Raw genomic sequence first — 17,985 nt, forward strand, 5'->3', positions numbered from 1 at the left:
TCAAGCTGCCTGCTGACGTTGATCTTCGAGCGGCTCGACGGTGAGCGTAAGCCCGTCGCGCGTGACGACCCGCACGCGCTCGCCCGCACCCGGCAAGCCGCCCGTACCGGTCGCCTGCACGCGCCAGCGTTCGCCGTGCACGCGCGCCCATCCGCTGCCGCCGTCCGATTCCAGCATCACGCCGATGCTGCCCAGCATCGCCTCGCCGCCGCTCACGACGGGACGCTTGCGCGCCTTCAACGCGATGCCCGACACCGCGAACACGAAAAGCGCCGTGGTCGCCGCGAGCGCGAGCACGACGCCGATGGGAACGCCGAAGCCGGGCACGTCGGTGTCGATCAGCATCAGCGCGCCGATCGCGAAAGCCACGATTCCGCCGATGCCGAGTGCGCCGAACGTCGGCAGGAACATCTCCGCAATCAGACAGCCGGTGCCGAGCAGAATCAGTCCCAGTCCGACGTAGCTGATCGGCAGGAGTTGCAGCGCGAACAATCCGACGAGCAGGCAGATCGCGCCGGCGACGCCCGGCAACACGAAGCCCGGATTGGCGAACTCGAAAAAGAGCCCGTACATGCCGATCATCATCAAGATCAGCGCGACGCTCGGATCGGTGATGGCCGCGAGAAAGCGGCTGCGCCAGTCGGGCTGGAGGGCGATGACCGGCGCCGCCCGCGTCGCGAGGATGCGTTCGCCCAGCGCGGTTCGCACGTGGCGGCCGTCGAGTTTCGCGATCAGATCGGGCGTGTCGGTGGCGGTCAGGTCGATCACTTTCTGCGCGAGCGCTTCGTTCGCCGACAGCGCGACGGCCTCGCGCACCGCGCGCTCCGCCCACTGCTCGTTGCGGCCCCGCAATTGCGCGAGGCCGCGGATATAGGCGGCGGCGTCCTGCACCTGCTTGCGCGTTTCAGCGGTCGACTCGTCGGGCGACGACGCCGCCCGTTCCTTGCCGCCCATGCCGATCTGGATCGGCGTGGCCGCGCCGAGGTTCGTACCGGGCGCCATTGCGGCTATATGACTGGCATAGACGATGTACGTGCCCGCGCTCGCCGCCCGCGCCCCGCTCGGCGCGATGAACGCGGCCACCGGCACCGGCGACGCGAGAATCGCCTGGATGATGGCGCGCATCGAAAGGTCGAGTCCGCCAGGCGTGTCGATGCGCAGCACGGCGAGCTGCGCGTGTTCGTCGGCGGCGCGGGAAAGCGAGCGCACGACGAAGTCCGCGCTCGCCGGGCCGATTGCGCCCGACAGCGGGATCACGACCACCGGCGCGGCGGCGTCCACTCGCAGCGCGACGAAGCCGAGCGCCGCCGCCAGCAGGAAGCGTCGGACGAAGCGGAGTAGCCAGTCAGCGGAATTCGTTGTCATCGGCAATCGCCGGCCGCACCGGCGTCGCTCACGGTCTCGCTTTCAGCTTAGGCGATAGAACCGTCGTGCGGTCGATGATCTTCTCGACATCGGCCGTCTCGCCCAGTTCGGAGACGAAGCGCGTCTTGTCGAAATCGGGCGATACGCACCCGTCGATATAAATGAAGCGGCGCTGTAAGGTAAGCCACAGGCTCGTTTTCTCGCGCCAGTGCAGCGATGCGTTCAGCGCGTTGAGGCGGCGCGTGACGCTTTCGGCGATTTCCCTGTCGTAGCCGTAGCTGTTCGGCAGGCGGCAGCGGCCCGCGATCCAGCAGCTATTGCCGCGTTCGATGCGGTAGTGTGAATCGGCGAGCCATTCCTGTTCGGTTTGGACTGGGCCGCCCGGCGTCGGGCAAGCGACAATGGCGCTGGAGACGTGCAGGAAAGGATCGTTGCCGCGATTGACGGGCGTGTCGGCGGGCGTGTCGGCCGGCGCATCGGCCGGCGCATCGGCCGGCGTGTCGGCGGCGTGCGCGGCGCGCAGCAGCGTCGCGATGACGACAGCGAGCACGCGCGTCGTATTCGTGGTGGAAGGCAATGGTCGCATCGGCGGCGGCGTCCGTGAACCTGCAATCGGGAAGCATAGTCCATCAACGTGAACCCTCAACTCGATACGAGAACGACATGAAACAGGCACTTCACCATCTGAGGCTCGCCACGGGCTCGCGCGGGCTGCATGAAGTCACGCGCGATATCGACCGGTGGATCGATATGCAGGATATCCGCACCGGCCTGCTGACGGTCTTCTGCCGGCACACGTCGGCGTCACTGCTGATTCAGGAAAACGCCGATCCCGACGTGCGCGCGGACCTCGAACGCTATTTCGAAACGGTCGCGCCCGAAGCGCCGGGCCGCTATATCCACGACGCCGAAGGCCCCGACGACATGCCCGCGCATCTGCGCACGGCGCTGACGAACGTGCAGCTTTCGATTCCGGTCGAAGCCGGACGCATGGTGCTCGGCACGTGGCAAGGCATCTATGTGTTCGAGCACCGGGCGTCGCCGCATGATCGGGAACTGGTGCTGCATCTGATCGGCGAGTGAGCGCGTCGTGCGAACAGGAAGCGCTGTTCCTGCTGCGTCACGGTTTTTCGATGGACCGATCGGCTAATCCGCACGTGTGGTCCTGTAGCTCTTCCGACGACGCCCAGTCGCCAAAACCGACCTGATCGTTGAGCAGATAGAACGCGGGCGCGCCGTCGCTGCGGACCGCACCGGCGAGCAGCAGCGTCTGATCGCCCATCGCGCCGCCTTCGCGGGCGACCGTCGCTGCGAGCAGCTTGAACGGATCGGTGTGCGTGAGATCGGCGTCGTCGATGCGCATCGCGCGGTAGCGATGCCCGCGCAGCCGCACCGGCAACGGCGTCCACTCAGCGCCGATGCCCGGCCCCGCCGCGCGCAGCGCCTCGCCGACATCCGCCGCGAGGCAATCGATGTGAATGTGCAACTGGTTCTGTGAGCGCCCGCTCGCGGAATTGATCGCGAGCGAGATTTCGTCGCGGGGCAAGGGGCGGCGCAAAGCGCCTTCCACATAGCGGCGGGCTTGCCATGCATCGCGCCAGTAGTTCGGGGCATCGGCGGCGAGCAGTTCCGGACTCTCGATGCCGCTGATGCGCGCCGTCGGAATCAGCAGATATTGCGCGACCCCGACGATGTCCTTCAGCACCGCATAGCCGCCGGCGAGATCGACGTCCGCGCACGGTTGCCTGACGGGCGCGCCATGCGCCGCCGGGACGCACTGTCCGTTGACGATATTCCACAGCGCGTCGGGATTCGCTGCGCGAGCGGGCGGGAGAATGAGCCCAAGCGCGGCGGCGACGCCGAATACGACGATCTTCCTGATGATGTGCATCGGCAGCAATCCGGCAGGCAAAAAAGTTAGCGTGCCGAATTATGCATGCAAATCGTGTCGGCGCTGCGCAAGCGCGGAAATCGGCCGCGCATGAAGAAAGCGCCAGCCGCGAACAACACGGCTGGCGCTTTCTGACTGCTTCCTGCGGTACTACGCACTACGTTTCTCGCACTTCACAGCTACTGCCAACGTCTACTGCCCAACGTCTACTGCTACCGCTCTTCGCCTTAATGGCCGAAGTACACCGAATTGCGATCCGACATCGAGATCGTCGCAGCCGAACGCGAGCCCGACTGCGCCGTGCCGGCAGCCGACGGACCGTACGAGGTTGCCGCGACGCCTTGCTCGGCGTTCACACGCGCTTGAGCAGCCTGCAGGTTTTGCGGATAGGTCACGCGATCCTGCGACGGGTTGTAGCCGGCCTTCTCGAGTTGAACCAGTTCGCTGCGAACTTGCTCGCGGGTCAGCGCGCCGTTGTTTTGCGCGAAAGCGAAGGTCGGAGCGGCCAGAGCCGAAGCGAGGACGAGAGCCGGAACAAAGGACTTGATCATGATGAAACCTCCAGTATCTTGTTTTGAGATCGAAACCAAAATCGGAAGCTTTTTAAGCGGTGTCTGATTTCGTTTCGTTGAAAACAAGTTTAGGAGCGCAGCGAACTAGGGGAAACCCCTATTTTAGCGAAAGATATTTGTTGAAACGACAACAATCGCGCTGGGGACGTGGGCGATGCCGCGCGTCGATCGTGGCGATAGACCATTGATTCCACAGCGATTCGAGCGGTCGCCGCACGTCGACGAAGCCAGCGGCGCGCAGCGACCATTGCGCCGGCGCCAGCCCGCCGTCACTTCCGCGCCAGTCAGGCTGCCGCGACGTACTCGACCGCCGCGCCGAGCAATTCCCGCAATAGCGGCTGGACCTCGCTCGCGCGCGCTTCGTCGTACGCATAGGGCGATGATTCCTGCATGTAAGTCGCCTGCGTCAGTTCGAGTTGAACCGCGTGGAAACCGTTCGCGGGATCGCCGTAGTGCCGGGTGATGTAGCCGCCCTTGAAACGTCCGTTGGCCACGCTGGAATATCGGCCGTCGCGATCGACGATTTCAGCGAGCCGCTCGGCAAGCCCCGCCGCCGCGGATGCGCCATCCGCCGTGCCGAAGTTGAATTCGGGCAGCCGGCCGTCGAAGAAGCGCAGCACGACCGAGCGGATCGAATGCGCTTCCCACAGCAGCACGCGGCCATGCGCGTCGCGCAGCGCGGCGAGTTCGGTCGCGAGGTCGTCGTGATACGGCTGCCAGTACAGCGCGCGGCGCGCATCGATCTGTTCGCGCGACGGCGCATGCCCCGGCAGATAGAGCGGCTCCTTGTCGAAGGTATCGACGGGACAGAGGCCGGTCGTGTCACGCCCGGATAGAGATTCGCGTCGTCGGGCGGACGATTCAGGTCGATCACGTAGCGCGCATACTCCGGCAGCAGAATCGACGCGCCCATCTCGCGTGCGAACGCATAGAGCCGTTCGAGATGCCAGTCGCAGTCATCGACGCGCAGCGCGGCGGGCGTCATTTCTTCGGCGAGCGCCTCCGGAATGCGCGTGCCTCGATGCGGAACGGAGATCAGAAGCGGCGCGGCGCCGCGTTCGAGCGTGTAGATGGAACAATCGTGGGTGGCTTCCATGTTGGCGGTCCCGGTCATTGGGCGTGCCGCGTCTTCGTCGGCGTGCAGGGGGCGATCACCTTGCGGCTGCCTATAGCATCTTGCGGACAGGCGTTTCACCATGCTCGCAGAAAACTGCGCGGGAAAGCCAGTGCTCGCATGGATGTCCGCGGGTGTCGGCATACGCTTCGTCCAGCACGATCCAGTCGCACGCATGTCCGCTGCGAGCGTGCCAATGTGCGGCCCGTTCGCGCTTGCGCCGCTGTCGAGCGCGGCGTCGAAAAGACGGCGAGCGACAAGGCGCAATGTCGACGCGAGCGAGCGCGACGCGAATGGCTTAGACGACCACCAGCGCCGCAGCGTCGCGGTTCAATTCGCCGCCAACCGACGCGTAGTGCGCAAAGAACCGGCCTCACGCGCTGTCTCGCCAACGCCGCTAAAGCTCGTCAATGCCGATGTGCAGCCACACGCCATGCTGCGTCGATGCGATTCGAACCGGCGTTCGATCCGTGCGCAGCGTGTCGCCGGGATCAAGCGTCGTGCCTTCACCGTCGACGCTCAGGCTGCCGCTCACACAATGGACGAACGCGAGATCGTGCGGGCCCGTGACTTCGCAAGACGCACCGCGCCGCAGCTCGACCGACGCCCGCGCCCGATCGCGCCGCACCATGACGTTGAAGTCGCGCGTTCGCCCCGCCAGCAGGCCCGCGCGAATCGCCGTTTCGCCTGCGAAGCGCGTCATCGCGAGCGGCCGATCCAGTACATGCACGCGCCCGCCCGCTTCGGTGAGCCGCATCCCCGCGCCGTCGAGCAGCACGAGCACGCGATCGACGCCGGGGAACGCGGAGAACGCCCCATCCGCCGATACCTCCGCGACCGAGAGCCGCCACGCGAACGCATCGAGCGACGCGCCCGGCGGCCCGGCGTCGATCTCGCGCGTGATGCCGCCGCCGTTCTTCCACGGCACGTCGATGAGCGAAGCAGCGCGGATGATCGTCACGTCAGAAGTGTCCGGTGAACTGATAACGGTCGCCCGGATGCCAGAGGTTCGCAACCGACGCGACCGCGTCGCGCGACCACGTGCGCCGATGCAGCAGCAGACACGGCTCGTGCTCGGTCATCGCGAGCGCGTGACGAATCCCGGCCGACGGCACCGACGCCTCGATCCGGTACTCCACCCGCTGCAACGGCGCGGCCACCATTAGATATTGGTTCGGCGTGATCGTCGTGAAATCCTGCCGCGCGTACTCGGGCGCGAGCGCCGGGTTCACGTGGCGCTCCTCGAGCTGCACCGGCTCGTCGTTCTCGAAGTGCAGCACGCGCGAATGAAACACCGGGCTGCCGAGCGCAAGCTGCATTTCGGCGGCGAGCGTTTCATCGACGATGGATGCGCCCAGATGCAGCACTTCCGCGCGATACGCATGGCCGCGAGCGACGATTTCATCGGAGATGCTGCGAATCTCGACCAGCGTCGACGCGTATTTGGGCTGCGCGACGAAGGTGCCCGCGCCCTGCACGCGTGTCAGCACTTGCTCCGCCGTCAGCTCGCGCAGCGCGCGGTTCACCGTCATGCGCGCGACCTTGAATTCGCGCGCAAGCTCGTTCTCGGAGGGCACCTGATCGCCCTCCTTCCATTCGCCGACGTGAATGCGCGCGAGGATGTAATCCTTGATCTCGCGATAAGCGGGCGTGCTCATGCCCTCGCTTCCGCCGCTTCCGATGCGAACGAAAACGGGCTGTGCCTGGCGATCTCGCCGTCCTGCACGAGCGTCGCGATGGCCGCGATATCGGGTGCGAAGTAGTGGTCGAGATCGTAGTGGGCAACGTGGGCGCGCAGCGTCTTCATCACGTTGTCGAGCCGTTCGCTCGTCTTGTGCGGCGCGCGCAGATCGACGCCTTGCGCCGCCGCGAGCAGTTCGATCGCCAGAATGTTGGCGGTATTGCTCGCGATATCGCCGAGCTTGCGCGCGGCGAACGTCGCCATTGAAACGTGGTCTTCCTGGTTCGCGGAGGTCGGCAACGAATCGACGGAAGCGGGATGCGCGAGCGTCTTGTTCTCCGATGCCAGCGCCGCCGCCGTCACGTGCGCGATCATGAAGCCGGAATTCACCCCGCCATCGCGCACGAGGAACGGCGGCAGGCCCGACAGCGTCGCGTCGATCAGAAGCGCGATGCGGCGCTCGGCCAGCGCGCCGATTTCCGCTGCGGCGAGCGCGAGATTGTCGGCGGCGAACGCGACGGGTTCCGCATGGAAGTTGCCGCCCGACAGCACTTCGCCGGTATCGGGGAAAATCAGCGGATTATCGGAAACGGCGTTCGCTTCGATCAGCAGCACGTCGGCCGCGTGGCGCATCTGGTCGAGACATGCGCCCATCACTTGCGGCTGGCAGCGCAGGCTGTACGGGTCCTGCACTTTCTCGCAATCCGCATGCGACAGATTGATGCCCGAGCCTTGCAGCAACGTGCGATACGCGGCTGCCGCGTCCATCTGCCCGCGATGCCCGCGCAACTCGTGGATACGCGCATCGAACGGCACGACTGAACCCGCCGCCGCATCCACCGACAGCGAGCCCGCCACCAGCCCGGTACGGAACAGGTCTTCGATTGCGAAGAGGTTGTACAGCGCGAGCGCCGCCGACGCCTGCGTGCCGTTGAGCAGCGCCAGCCCTTCCTTTGCCTGGAGCGTGAGCGGCTTGAGCCCGGCGACCGCGAGGCCGTCGATGGCGCTTGCGCGTTCGCCGCGCACCATCACGTCGCCGATGCCGAGCAGCACCGTCGACATATGCGCGAGCGGCGCGAGATCGCCCGATGCGCCGACCGAGCCCTTGATGGGGATGACCGGCAGCACGTCGGCGTTGAACAGCGTGATCAGCGCCTCGATCACTTCGCGGCGAATGCCCGAATGACCACGCCCGAGACTCGACAGCTTGAGCGCCATCAGCAGGCGCACGACCGGGCGCGACATCGGCTCGCCGACGCCAACCGCATGCGACAGCACCAGATTGCGCTGCAGCAGTTCGAGTTGGTCAGCCGGGATGTGCGTGTTGGCGAGCCGCCCGAAGCCCGTATTGATGCCGTAAGCGGGATCGCCCTTGGCGGCGATCGCGGCAACGGCGCGCGCGCTCGCGTCGATGCCGTCGAAGCTTGCCGGATCGAGGCGCAGCGAGTCGGAGCCGCGTGCGATGCGGCGCAGTTGCGGCAGCGTGAGTTTCCCGGGCGTCAGCGTAATCATGTTTCGTCCTGTCTATACAAGTTAGACGCCAGTCTAAACGCGCATAAACGACGAAACAAGGGGGACCCCGGGATTCCACTGAGACGAAATCCCAAGATGCCGCGTCTTGTCTATACAGATGCAGCGAGCGCTACAGCACTTTTTCCATGACGAGCTGCACGAACCGCTGGCCTCGCATGACGGCTGCGCGGGCGAGCAGCATCGTGAAGCCGCAATACTCGAAGAACGGCCGGCCCGTCGCGCTGGAATAGGTGTGCAGGACGCGAATGCCGGCTTCGTCGGCTTCGGCTTCGATGCGCGCGAGCAGCGCCGTCGCCACGCCTTTGCGCTGATGATCGGGGTGCACGAACATCATGTCGATGAGCCCGTTCTTCTCGAGATCGGCGAAACCGGCGAGCTGGCCGTCCGTGAACGCCACCCAGGTCGGGCGGCTCGCACGGGCCAGCGCCCATTCGTCGGGGTCGGCTTGCGCCCACGCTTCGATCTGTTTTTCGTTGTAATCGGCCGATGCCGTCTCGCGCACCGCGCGCAGAAACAGATCGATGATGCCGTCGAGATCGCTCGGCCGGTACGGTCTGATTTCGATAAGCGGGAACACGGACATGTCTTTCACCTTCTTTCTTGCGGTCAATGAGTAAAGCCGCTGCAGGCGCAGCGAAGTGGAGCGTCAGTTGACGCGGGACGAAATTGTAGGGAACAGGCGCGGGGCAAACGCGAAAAGGTGTGGCGGCATCAGCTCGCCGCAGCGACGGTCGCGATCCCGAGCGCGGTCATCAGAAGCGACGCGCCGACGTGCGTCGCGATCTCGATGAACGCCCAGCCGAGCCGTCCCTGCTGAAGATGCGCGACCACTTCTGCGGAAAACGTCGAGAACGTGGACAACCCGCCCATCAATCCGGTGATGACGAAGAGACGCCATTCGACCGAAATGTCCGGAAAGCGCGCGAAAAACGCCACCGCCACGCCGATGATGTACCCCGCGATGACATTGGCCGTGAAGGTGCCGAGCGGCAGGTTCGGGAAGATGGCGTTCAGGCGCAGACCGAGCGCCCATCGGAGCAGCGAACCGAGGCCGCCGCCGAGTCCCACGGCGAAAATCGACAGGTACATGAATAAACTTAGTGATCTGAATGAAAGTTCGCGAGCCGTTCGACGAGCGCAGCGCGGCTTGGCTCGACGATCCATCCTCGCTCGTGCCGCAGATGCGCCGCCCACGTGCCGTCGCGCCGCGCTTCCCAGCAGCCCGCCTCGCGGCCGTCGATGAAAAGCGAGCCGCGCATGACGAGCGCGGGATCGGCGGGATCGAGCGCCATGTCATCGTTGTGTTCGAGCTTTACGTCGTGCATGAACTTCGCCTGCGAGAGCCAGCTATCGGCATTCTAACGATACTTCAGCTTCGCACCGTAACATGAACGACATTGCCGAAAGGCAATCGAGCGCGCCGGCCGGGTCCGCTCAAGGTTGCGCTGCAAGTGCATCCGTCAGCGACATCCGCCGATGACCATCACGGCCAGTCACGCTTTCCGCGCTGAAAAGCGCATCGAGCACGGCCTGTTCAATGCTGTCGGCAGTCGCCTGAAACAACGGATCGATGAAGGCATCGCTGACGAGCGGCGGCATCGCGATGAAAGCGGCGTCATGCGGGACCGCGTACGCCGTCGAGAACGCCAGCGCGATGTCGCCGCTGCCGTGACCATAAACGGAGCCGGTGCGCGCGAGTCCCGCTGCGGCGCGCATCGCGAGGCGGCGCAGCTGACGCGAATCGAGCGGCGCGTCCGTGGCGACCAGCATGATGATCGAGCCTTGTTCGGGGCCGGCGTTCGATTGCATCGCCGCGTGCAGCCGCCGCCCTGCCGCATCGCCCGCGATAGTGAGTTGCGGCAGGCGCCCGCAGTTCGCGAGCACGAGCGCGCCTGTCGTGTACGCGCGCCCTTCGATGTGTGCAATGCGCGAGGCCGTGCCAATGCCGCCTTTCAGTTCGAAGCACGACATGCCGCGTCCCGCGCCCACCGCGCCGCGCGCGAAGTCCTTCGAACAGGCGGCGAGCGCATCGCGGTAGTGCGGGTCTTCGACGGCGAACGTCTGCATGTCGTTCAGATAGCCATCGTTGCATTCGAGAACGAGCGGATTCACGCTGGGCCAGTCGCGCCCGATCTTCTCATTTGCTTCGCATGCCGAACCAATCTGCGCATGCGCTATCGTGCTGACAGAAAATGTATTGGTCAACGCAATCGGCGTTTCGAGCACGCCGAGTTCTTCGATCTGGACCAGCCCCATGCTCTTGCCGAAGCCGTTGATCACGCACGCCGCAGCGGGAACCTTGCTGCGATACACGTCGCCGTCATGCGGACGCACGACGGTCACGCCTGTCTGCACGTCGCCTGCATCGAGCGTGCAATGTCCGACGCTCACGCCAGCGACATCCGCGATCGTGCCGCGTGCGCCCGCTTGCAGCACGCCGATATGCGGTGCCTTCTTCATGGCCGGTCTAGCTTCGGATCGAGCGCATCGCGCAAGCCGTCGCCAAGCAGATTGAACGCGAGCACCGTGAAGAAGATCGCGAGGCTCGGGAAGATCGCGACATGCGGAGCCATCGTCATGTCGGCGCGCGCTTCGTTGAGCATCGCGCCCCACTCGGGCGTCGGCGGCTGCGCGCCCAGACCGAGAAACGAAAGACTGGCCGCCGTGATGATCGACGTGCCGATGCGCATCGTGAAGTACACGATCACCGACGATATCGTGCCCGGCAGGATATGCCGCACGATGATCGTCCAGTCCGATGCGCCGATGCTGCGCGCCGCCTCGATATACGTGAGATGTTTCAGCGCGAGCGTGTTGCCGCGCACGAGCCGCGCGAACGCGGGAATGCTGAAAATGGCGACGGCGAACACGACGTTCACCATGCCGTTGCCGAGAATCGCCACGACGCCGATCGCGAGCAGGATGCCGGGAAACGCGAACAGCACGTCGGAAATGCGCATCACGATGCGGTCCCACCAGCCTTCGTAATAGCCAGCGAGCAGGCCGAAGAGCGTGCCGATCACCGCGCCGATCACGACGCTCACCAGGCCCGCCGTCAGCGAAATGCGGCTGCCGACGAGAATGCGGCTCAGGATATCGCGGCCCAGCGAATCGACGCCGAACCAGTGGCTTGCCGATGGTCCCGCGTTGAGCGCGTCGTAATCGAAGTAGTGTTCTGGATCATACGGTGCGATATAAGGCGCGATGATCGCAATGAAAACGAGCAGCAGCACGAACACCGCCGCGACCAGCGCGACATGCTGCTGCCTGAACTTGCGCCAGAACTCGCTCCACGGCGTGCGTATTTCCTGCTGGCCGCTGCTGGCGACTCTGGCGGTGACACTCATGCGTTCCTCACTTGAACCGGATGGTCGGATTGATGACTGCATAGAGCAGGTCCACGACCAGATTGATGACGATGAACTCCAGCGAGAACAGCAGCACTTCGGCCTGAATCACCGGGTAATCGCGCATTTCGACGGCATCCACGAGCAGGCGTCCGAGGCCCGGCCAGTTGAACACTTTCTCGACGACGATCGAGCCGCCCAGCAGGAAGCCGAACTGCAGCCCCATCATCGTGACGACGGGAATCATCGCGTTGCGCAGACAATGCTTCACGATGACCATCGGCTCATGCACGCCCTTCGCTCGCGCGGTTCGCACGAAGTCCTCGCCCAGCACTTCGACGAACGATGCCCGCGTAAAACGCGCCATGACGGCGGCCACCGCCGCGCCGAGCGTGAGCGACGGCAGCACATAGCTTTGCCAGCTGCCGTCACCGACGATCGGCAGCCAGCCGAGCTTCACCGAGAAGATTTCGATGAGCAGCATCCCCAGCGCGAACGCCGGAAACGATATGCCCGACACCGCGAGCGTCATCCCGATGCGATCGGGCCATTTGTTGCGCCACACCGCCGACACGATGCCGATCGCCATGCCGAACACCACCGCCCACACCATGCTGGCGAGCGTGAGCCATAGCGTCGGCATGAAGCGCTCGGCAATCTCGGTGCTGACGGGCCGCTTGCTGCGCGTCGACATGCCGAAGTCGAAGTGCACGACCTTGCTGAAGAAGCTCACCAGTTGCTGCGGCAGCGGCTTGTCGAGACCGAGATCGGCACGCACGAGCGCGACCGTTGCTTCGTCCGCTTCGGCTCCGGCTGCGAGACGCGCGGGATCGCCGGGCAACAGATGCACGAACAGAAACACCAGCACCGCGACGATGAAGAGCGTCGGCAGCAGGCCGAGCAGACGCTTCGCAAGGAAATTGAGCATCGTTACTTGATGGCGATGTCATCAAAATTGAACGAGCCATCCGGCATCACGTACGCGCCGGAAAGCCGCTTGCTGCGCGCGTAGACCACTTTCTCGGTGACGAGAAAGATCCACGGCGCATCGGCCCAGATGCGCTTCTGGGCGTCGGCGTAGAGCGCGGCTTTCTCATTGCGGTCGGTGGTCGCGAGCGCCTTCTGCAAGTCGGCATCGACATTCTCGTTCTTGTAGTACGCCGTATTCGACAGCTTCGGCGGCATGGACGAACTCGCAAGCAAGGGCGATATCGCCCAGTCCGCTTCGCCCGTCGACGAGGACCAGCCGATGTAGTACATCCGCACGGGCGCGGTGGCCGGATCAGGCGCGCTGTCCACACGCTGCACGCGCTGCCCCGCTTCGAGCGCCTCGACCGACGCCTTCACGCCCACTTGTCCGAGTTGCTGCTGCACGAACTGAATGATCTTCTGCGCGGTCGTGTGGTTGTAGCCGGACCAGAGCGTCGTTTCGAAGCCGTTCTGATAGCCCGCTTCCTTCAACAACTGGCGGGCCTTCGCCGGATCGTATTTCCACGGTCCGAGCTTCGTCGCATAGTCGACGCCCTGCGGCACGACGCCCTCGGACGGCATCGCATAGCCCGCGAACGCGACTTTCACGAGCGCTTCCTTGTTGATCGCATAGTTGAGGGCCTCGCGCACCTTCGGGTTATCGAAGGGCTTCTGACCCATGTTCATGCTGATGTAACGCTGGATGATCGACGGCGCGGCGATCAGATCGACCTTCGGACTGGACTTGAGCGTGGCCGCCTGCTCGAACGGCACCTGGAACGCGAAGTCCGCTTCGCCCGTCTGCATGAGCGCCGCTCGCGTGTTGTTATCCACGACAGGCTTCCAGTCGATCATGTCGATCTTCGGATAACCCTTCTTCCAGTAGCCTGCGAACTTCTTCACCTTCAGGTCGTCGGTCTGCTTCCATTCGACGAATTCGAACGGTCCCGTTCCAACGGGATGAAACGCGATCTCCTTGCCGTACTTCTGAAGCGCGGCCGGCGACATCATCACCGCCGAGGGATGCGCAAGCACGTTGATGAACGCGGAGAACGGAATCTTCAGCGTGACTCTGACCGTGTACGGATCGAGCACTTCGGTCTTCTCGATCTTGTTGAAGAGGTTATAGCGCTTGAGCTTGTTCGCCGGATCGATCACGCGGTCGAACGACGCCTTCACGGCATCGCCGTTGAAGTCGGCGCCATCGTGGAACTTCACGCCCTGCCGCAGATGGATCGTATAGACCTTTGCATCGGGACTCGCTTCGTAGCTCGTGGCGAGCACGTTCTGGATCCTCATGTCCTTGTCGAAGCCGAAGAGCCCTTGATAGAACGACTTCGACACGGCCTGCGAGAGCGTGTCGTTGGCGTCGTAGGGATCGAGCGTCGTGAAGGTCGAAGCGACGGCCATGACCGCAGTGCTTTGCGCATACGCAGTCATGGAACCGCACGCGATCATCGAGGCGACTGCGCTCGCGGTGAAAACGCGGCGCAGCGTGAGGGAACGAGAGGACGGCATCGTGAACTCCTTTGCTTGACGTTATGGTTCGCTACGATGTGCTTCCGGAAACCTAATACGCGCCGCCGACATGATGCTCGGCGACATAGTGATCCGGCCCGACCGCGACGAGCTTCGCGACCGTCGGCTCGTCGCCGAGCTTGCGTATCGGGCTGGGGATTTCATCGGCGGCGAGCATGCGCTGCGCATGACGGCGCGCGGGATCGGCAACGGGCACCGCGCTCATCAGCTTTCTCGTGTACGGATGACGCGGCGCCTCGAACACGGCGGCACGCGGCCCGATCTCCACGATCTGCCCGAGATACATCACCGCGACGCGATGGCTCACGCGCTCCACCACCGCCATGTCATGCGAGATGAACAGATACGCGATGCCCAGTTCGCGCTGCAAATCGAGCATCAGATTCACGATCTGCGCGCGCACGGAGACATCGAGTGCGGAGACGGACTCATCCGCGATGACGACCTTCGGGTTCAGCGCAAGCGCACGGGCGATCGCAATGCGCTGACGCTGCCCGCCCGAGAATTCATGCGGATAACGTTGCGCGGCTTCCGGCGGCAAGCCGACTTTCTCGAGCAGCCAGTCGACTCGCGCCTGCGCCTCCTTTCCGCTCGCCACGCCATGCACGAGCAGCGGCTCCATCACCGAAAAGCCGACGGTCAGACGCGGATTGAGCGACGCGAACGGGTCCTGAAAGATGAACTGGATATTGCGGCGCAAAGCCTGCAATTCGGGGCCTTGCAATGCGCTGATGTCGCATCCGTCGAACTCGATCGAACCGCTCTGGCTTTCGACGAGCCTCAGGAGCGAACGCCCCGTCGTCGATTTTCCGCACCCTGATTCGCCGACGAGCGCGAGCGTTTCGCCCTGCCGCAGATCGAAGCTGACGCGCTCGACCGCATGCACCGCCGCGGTCGTGCGCCCGAAAAGCCCGGTTTTCACTGCAAAGCGCGTGACCAGATCGCGCACGCGAAGAATGGGCGCACTGGTTTCATCGACGGCGGGCTGCACCTGCTGCTCCACTGCCGCCGATGGCCGCAGCGCGCTGGCATCGTCGGGAGCGGCGTCCGCCGGCTCGACCTCGACAATCGGAAACTTCGCCGGACGGTGCGTGCCGTGCATCGCGCCGAGCGTCGGCACAGCGGCAAGCAGCGCCTTCGTGTAGGACTGCTTCGGCTTCCGAAATATTGCCTCCGATGCCGCTTCTTCCACCTTCTCCCCGCGATACATCACCAGCACGCGATCCGCGACTTCCGCGACGACGCCCATATCGTGCGTGATGAAGATCACGGCCATGTTCATCTCGTCCTGCAGGCCACGCACGAGTTGCAGAATCTGCGCCTGGATCGTCACGTCGAGCGCGGTCGTCGGTTCGTCGGCGATGAGGAGCGCGGGCTTGCACGAAAGCGCCATCGCTATCATCACGCGCTGGCGCATGCCGCCTGAAAGCTGATGCGGATAGCGTGCGAACACGTTGCGCGCTTCCGGAATGCGCACGAGGTCGAGCAGGCGCAAGACTTCCTGGCGCGCTTCCGGGCGGCTCTTGCCCTGATGCAATGAGATCGCTTCGGCAATCTGATCGCCGACGGTGAAGACCGGATTGAGCGATGTCATCGGCTCCTGAAAGATCATCGCGATGTCCGCGCCGCGCACGGTGCGCATCGTCGCTGACGAGGCGCGCGCCAGATCGAGCACGTTGCCGTTGCGCCGGCGAAACGCGATGCTGCCCGCCGCGATCGCACCGCCGCCGTGCTCCACGAGCCGCATCAGCGCAAGCGACGTCACCGACTTGCCCGAGCCCGATTCGCCGACGATCGCAAGCGTTTCGCCGCGATCCACCGTGAACGAAACGCCGCGCACGGCTTCGATGATTCGCGAGCGCGAGCGGAACGTGACCGACAGATCGCGCACGTCGATTACGCGAGAATCAGGCAGGGTGAGCGTCGTCGTCATGAGCGGTAAATCGCCGTGACCGGCGTTGCGTTCACATGCGCATAACCGCGATACATCCCCTCGGTATTGAACGGCAGCGTGACGTTGCCCTTCGCATCGACGGCGATGAGCCCGCCGCGTCCGTCGATGCGCGGCAGCTTGTGCATCACGACATCGCGTGCGGCTTCTTCCAGCGTCACGCCGCGATACGCCATTTGCGCGGACACGTCATACGCCGCGAGCATGCGGATGAACATCTCGCCGGTTCCGGTCGTGGAGACGGCGCAGGTCGCATCGTTCGCATAGCAGCCCGCGCCGATCAAAGGCGCATCGCCGACGCGGCCAGCCTGCTTGTTCGTGACGCCGCCCGTCGATGTCGCGGCGGCGAGATGGCCGTTCGCATCGAGCGCCACCGCGCCGACCGTGCCGAACTTCTTCGTGGGATCGAGCGGATCGTCTTCGTCCGTGGCCTGCGAGGCCGCATCGTGATCGAGCAAGGTGCGCGATGTGCCGCGCGCCTTCAGCCACTGCTGATAGCGCGCATCGGTATGGAAATACAGCGGCTCGACGAACTCGAGCCCTTGCTCGAGCGCGAACGCTTCCGCACCGGCCGCGGTGAACATCACGTGCTCGCTCACCTCGAGCACGCGGCGCGCGGCGAGGACCGGGTTCTTCAGGTGCGTGACACAACTGATCGCCCCGGCTTGGAGCGTCGCGCCGTCCATGATCGACGCGTCGAGTTCATGCGTGCCCGCCGCCGTGAACACGGCGCCGTGGCCCGCATTGAAGAGCGGACAGTCTTCGAGCAGGCGCACGGCTTCGGTGACGGCGTCGAGGGCGCGGCCGCCGCCGGCGAGGATGCGTTCGCTCGCGCGCAGCACGCCGGCGAGCGCAGCGTGATAGCGCGCTTCGGCGTCGGCGTTCATGGCCGAGCGAAGGATCGTGCCCGCGCCGCCGTGTATCGCGATGACTGGAATGGCGCTCATGGTTCGCGCGGCTCCGTTCGAGTTATTTGTTCGATGGATGCAGCCGCGAGCCACGGCAGCACGGATTCCGCGAGTCCTGACGCCGCTTCCACGGATCGTTTCGCGCGATGCGCGACCGCGTCGCACAGCGCTTCGATGACCGCCAGCACGGCCGTGTCGCAATTCGCGGCGAGCCGGCGTTCGGCGCGGATGGCGAGCACGAGATCCGCGACGCGTGCGAGCGGCGACGCGCCGCTATCGGTCAGTGCGACGACGCGCACGCCATGTTCGCGGGCCTGCCGCGCGAGCGTGATGGTGTCATCGACATAGCGGGGAAATGCGATTGCGACGAGCACGTCTTCGCGCGACGCCGTGTACAACCGGCGCGCCGCATGCGATGGCCCGCCCGCGAGCGCCAGCGACTGCACATTGGCGCAATACGGCGTGAGCCCATGCTCCAGCAGCCCGGCGAGAAACGCGCTCGCGCCGTAGCCCAGCACGAACACGCGATTCGCGCCGAGCACGGCGTCGACGAGCGCATCGGCCTTCGCCGCATCGACCGATGCTTGCGCCAGCCGCACATTCGACGCCGCCTGCGCGAGCGACGCGTCGAACACTTCGGCCCCGCTCGCCGGCGTTTCGAGCGACGAGCGCAAACGTTCGACGGGTGCGATCGTCGCTTCGAAGCCGCGTACCAGCGCATCGCGAAACGCCGGATAGCCCGAGAAGCCGAGCGCCCGCGCGAAGCGGTTCGCCGTCGCGATGGACGCACCGACGGCATCGGCGAATTCGTCGATGCGCATGGTCGCCGAGCGAAACAGGTTCGCCAGCACGAACGCGCCCATGCGCTGATGGACCGGCGTGAGCGCCGGCATCGCGGCAGCGATGCGCGTCGCGATCGGTTCGTCGGCGCTGATCGGCGGTAAAACCGGAAAACGGCGGGACATGAGGCGGCGGCACGCTCGTCGGGTAGTCGCGATGAAAGCATGTTTACCTAAAACGGCCGCCGAAAAAAATTCATTTTCATCGAACTCGGGTTTTCGATGACGTCACGCGATGCGTCAAACGCCCATGCACGTTCATGCACAATACGGGAC

The 17,985-nt window shown here is 64.8% G+C and carries 18 protein-coding genes and 1 pseudogene; 1 reads left to right on the forward strand and 18 read right to left on the reverse strand.

What is annotated here, in order from left to right; all coding sequences use genetic code 11:
* Positions 1-1,365: an NfeD family protein gene (locus LDZ21_RS17800; RefSeq protein ID WP_244795091.1), complete on the reverse strand. Its 1,365-nt coding sequence runs from the start codon at positions 1,363-1,365 to the stop codon at positions 1-3.
* A gap of 28 nt (positions 1,366-1,393) precedes the next feature.
* Positions 1,394-1,951: a BON domain-containing protein gene (locus LDZ21_RS17805; RefSeq protein WP_244795092.1), complete on the reverse strand. Its 558-nt coding sequence runs from the start codon at positions 1,949-1,951 to the stop codon at positions 1,394-1,396.
* Positions 1,952-2,028: 77 nt separating this feature from the next.
* Here LDZ21_RS17805 and LDZ21_RS17810 point away from each other — a divergent pair, with 77 nt between their 5' ends.
* A complete protein-coding gene (locus LDZ21_RS17810) occupies positions 2,029-2,448 on the forward strand; it encodes a secondary thiamine-phosphate synthase enzyme YjbQ (RefSeq protein ID WP_035970438.1) in 420 nt (139 codons plus the stop codon).
* 37 nt (positions 2,449-2,485) lie between these two features.
* On the opposite strand, the gene LDZ21_RS17815 is transcribed toward LDZ21_RS17810, so the two are convergent.
* The 16 genes and pseudogenes from LDZ21_RS17815 to LDZ21_RS17890 form a co-directional block, all read right to left on the reverse strand.
* Entirely contained in the window at positions 2,486-3,256 is a 771-nt protein-coding gene (locus LDZ21_RS17815; RefSeq protein WP_244795093.1) for a CDP-diacylglycerol diphosphatase, read from the reverse strand.
* Positions 3,257-3,483: 227 nt separating this feature from the next.
* On the reverse strand, positions 3,484-3,804 hold the full coding sequence (locus tag LDZ21_RS17820) for a DUF4148 domain-containing protein (RefSeq protein WP_244795893.1): 321 nt from the start codon (positions 3,802-3,804) through the stop codon (positions 3,484-3,486).
* A gap of 308 nt (positions 3,805-4,112) precedes the next feature.
* Positions 4,113-5,119: pseudogene (gene hutG / locus LDZ21_RS17825) on the reverse strand (N-formylglutamate deformylase).
* 220 nt (positions 5,120-5,339) lie between these two features.
* Positions 5,340-5,903, reverse strand: a complete 564-nt coding sequence (locus LDZ21_RS17830) for a HutD/Ves family protein (protein ID WP_244795094.1) — start codon at positions 5,901-5,903, stop codon at positions 5,340-5,342.
* Between the two features lies 1 nt (position 5,904).
* On the reverse strand, positions 5,905-6,600 hold the full coding sequence (hutC, locus tag LDZ21_RS17835) for a histidine utilization transcriptional repressor HutC (RefSeq protein WP_035968985.1): 696 nt from the start codon (positions 6,598-6,600) through the stop codon (positions 5,905-5,907).
* On the reverse strand, positions 6,597-8,135 hold the full coding sequence (gene hutH, locus LDZ21_RS17840; RefSeq protein WP_244795095.1) for a histidine ammonia-lyase: 1,539 nt from the start codon (positions 8,133-8,135) through the stop codon (positions 6,597-6,599). The genes hutC and hutH overlap by 4 nt, the downstream gene beginning before the upstream one ends.
* Positions 8,136-8,265: 130 nt before the next feature.
* The gene (locus tag LDZ21_RS17845; protein WP_244795096.1) at positions 8,266-8,739 is read right to left on the reverse strand and encodes a GNAT family N-acetyltransferase; all 474 of its coding nucleotides are present in this window, start codon (positions 8,737-8,739) and stop codon (positions 8,266-8,268) included.
* Between the two features lie 128 nt (positions 8,740-8,867).
* Positions 8,868-9,245: a fluoride efflux transporter CrcB gene (gene crcB, locus LDZ21_RS17850; RefSeq protein WP_035968982.1), complete on the reverse strand. Its 378-nt coding sequence runs from the start codon at positions 9,243-9,245 to the stop codon at positions 8,868-8,870.
* An 8-nt stretch (positions 9,246-9,253) separates the two neighbouring features.
* Positions 9,254-9,481: a hypothetical protein gene (locus LDZ21_RS17855; RefSeq protein WP_244795097.1), complete on the reverse strand. Its 228-nt coding sequence runs from the start codon at positions 9,479-9,481 to the stop codon at positions 9,254-9,256.
* Between the two features lie 109 nt (positions 9,482-9,590).
* Positions 9,591-10,616 (reverse strand): DmpA family aminopeptidase, encoded by a 1,026-nt coding sequence (locus LDZ21_RS17860; RefSeq protein ID WP_244795098.1) that lies wholly within the window; start codon positions 10,614-10,616, stop codon positions 9,591-9,593.
* Positions 10,613-11,503 carry a glutathione ABC transporter permease GsiD gene (gene gsiD, locus LDZ21_RS17865; protein WP_244795099.1) on the reverse strand — a complete coding sequence of 297 codons (891 nt, stop codon included), beginning with the start codon at positions 11,501-11,503 and terminating at the stop codon, positions 10,613-10,615. The genes LDZ21_RS17860 and gsiD overlap by 4 nt, the downstream gene beginning before the upstream one ends.
* A 7-nt stretch (positions 11,504-11,510) precedes the next feature.
* Complete coding sequence (gene gsiC / locus LDZ21_RS17870; protein WP_244795100.1) at positions 11,511-12,431, reverse strand: glutathione ABC transporter permease GsiC; 921 nt, start codon at positions 12,429-12,431, stop codon at positions 11,511-11,513.
* A gap of 2 nt (positions 12,432-12,433) precedes the next feature.
* Positions 12,434-13,930 carry a glutathione ABC transporter substrate-binding protein GsiB gene (gene gsiB / locus LDZ21_RS17875; protein WP_244795894.1) on the reverse strand — a complete coding sequence of 499 codons (1,497 nt, stop codon included), beginning with the start codon at positions 13,928-13,930 and terminating at the stop codon, positions 12,434-12,436.
* 112 nt (positions 13,931-14,042) lie between these two features.
* On the reverse strand, positions 14,043-15,944 hold the full coding sequence (locus LDZ21_RS17880; RefSeq protein ID WP_244795101.1) for a dipeptide ABC transporter ATP-binding protein: 1,902 nt from the start codon (positions 15,942-15,944) through the stop codon (positions 14,043-14,045).
* Entirely contained in the window at positions 15,941-16,909 is a 969-nt protein-coding gene (locus LDZ21_RS17885) for an isoaspartyl peptidase/L-asparaginase family protein (protein WP_244795102.1), read from the reverse strand. Before LDZ21_RS17885 ends, LDZ21_RS17880 begins: the two co-directional genes overlap by 4 nt.
* Positions 16,906-17,835, reverse strand: coding sequence for a MurR/RpiR family transcriptional regulator (locus LDZ21_RS17890; RefSeq protein ID WP_244795103.1), 930 nt, complete (start codon positions 17,833-17,835; stop codon positions 16,906-16,908). The genes LDZ21_RS17885 and LDZ21_RS17890 overlap by 4 nt, the downstream gene beginning before the upstream one ends.
* Between the last annotated feature and the right edge of the window lie 150 nt (positions 17,836-17,985).

This window comes from Caballeronia grimmiae (assembly GCF_022879615.1).
GTDB lineage: Bacteria > Pseudomonadota > Gammaproteobacteria > Burkholderiales > Burkholderiaceae > Caballeronia > Caballeronia grimmiae.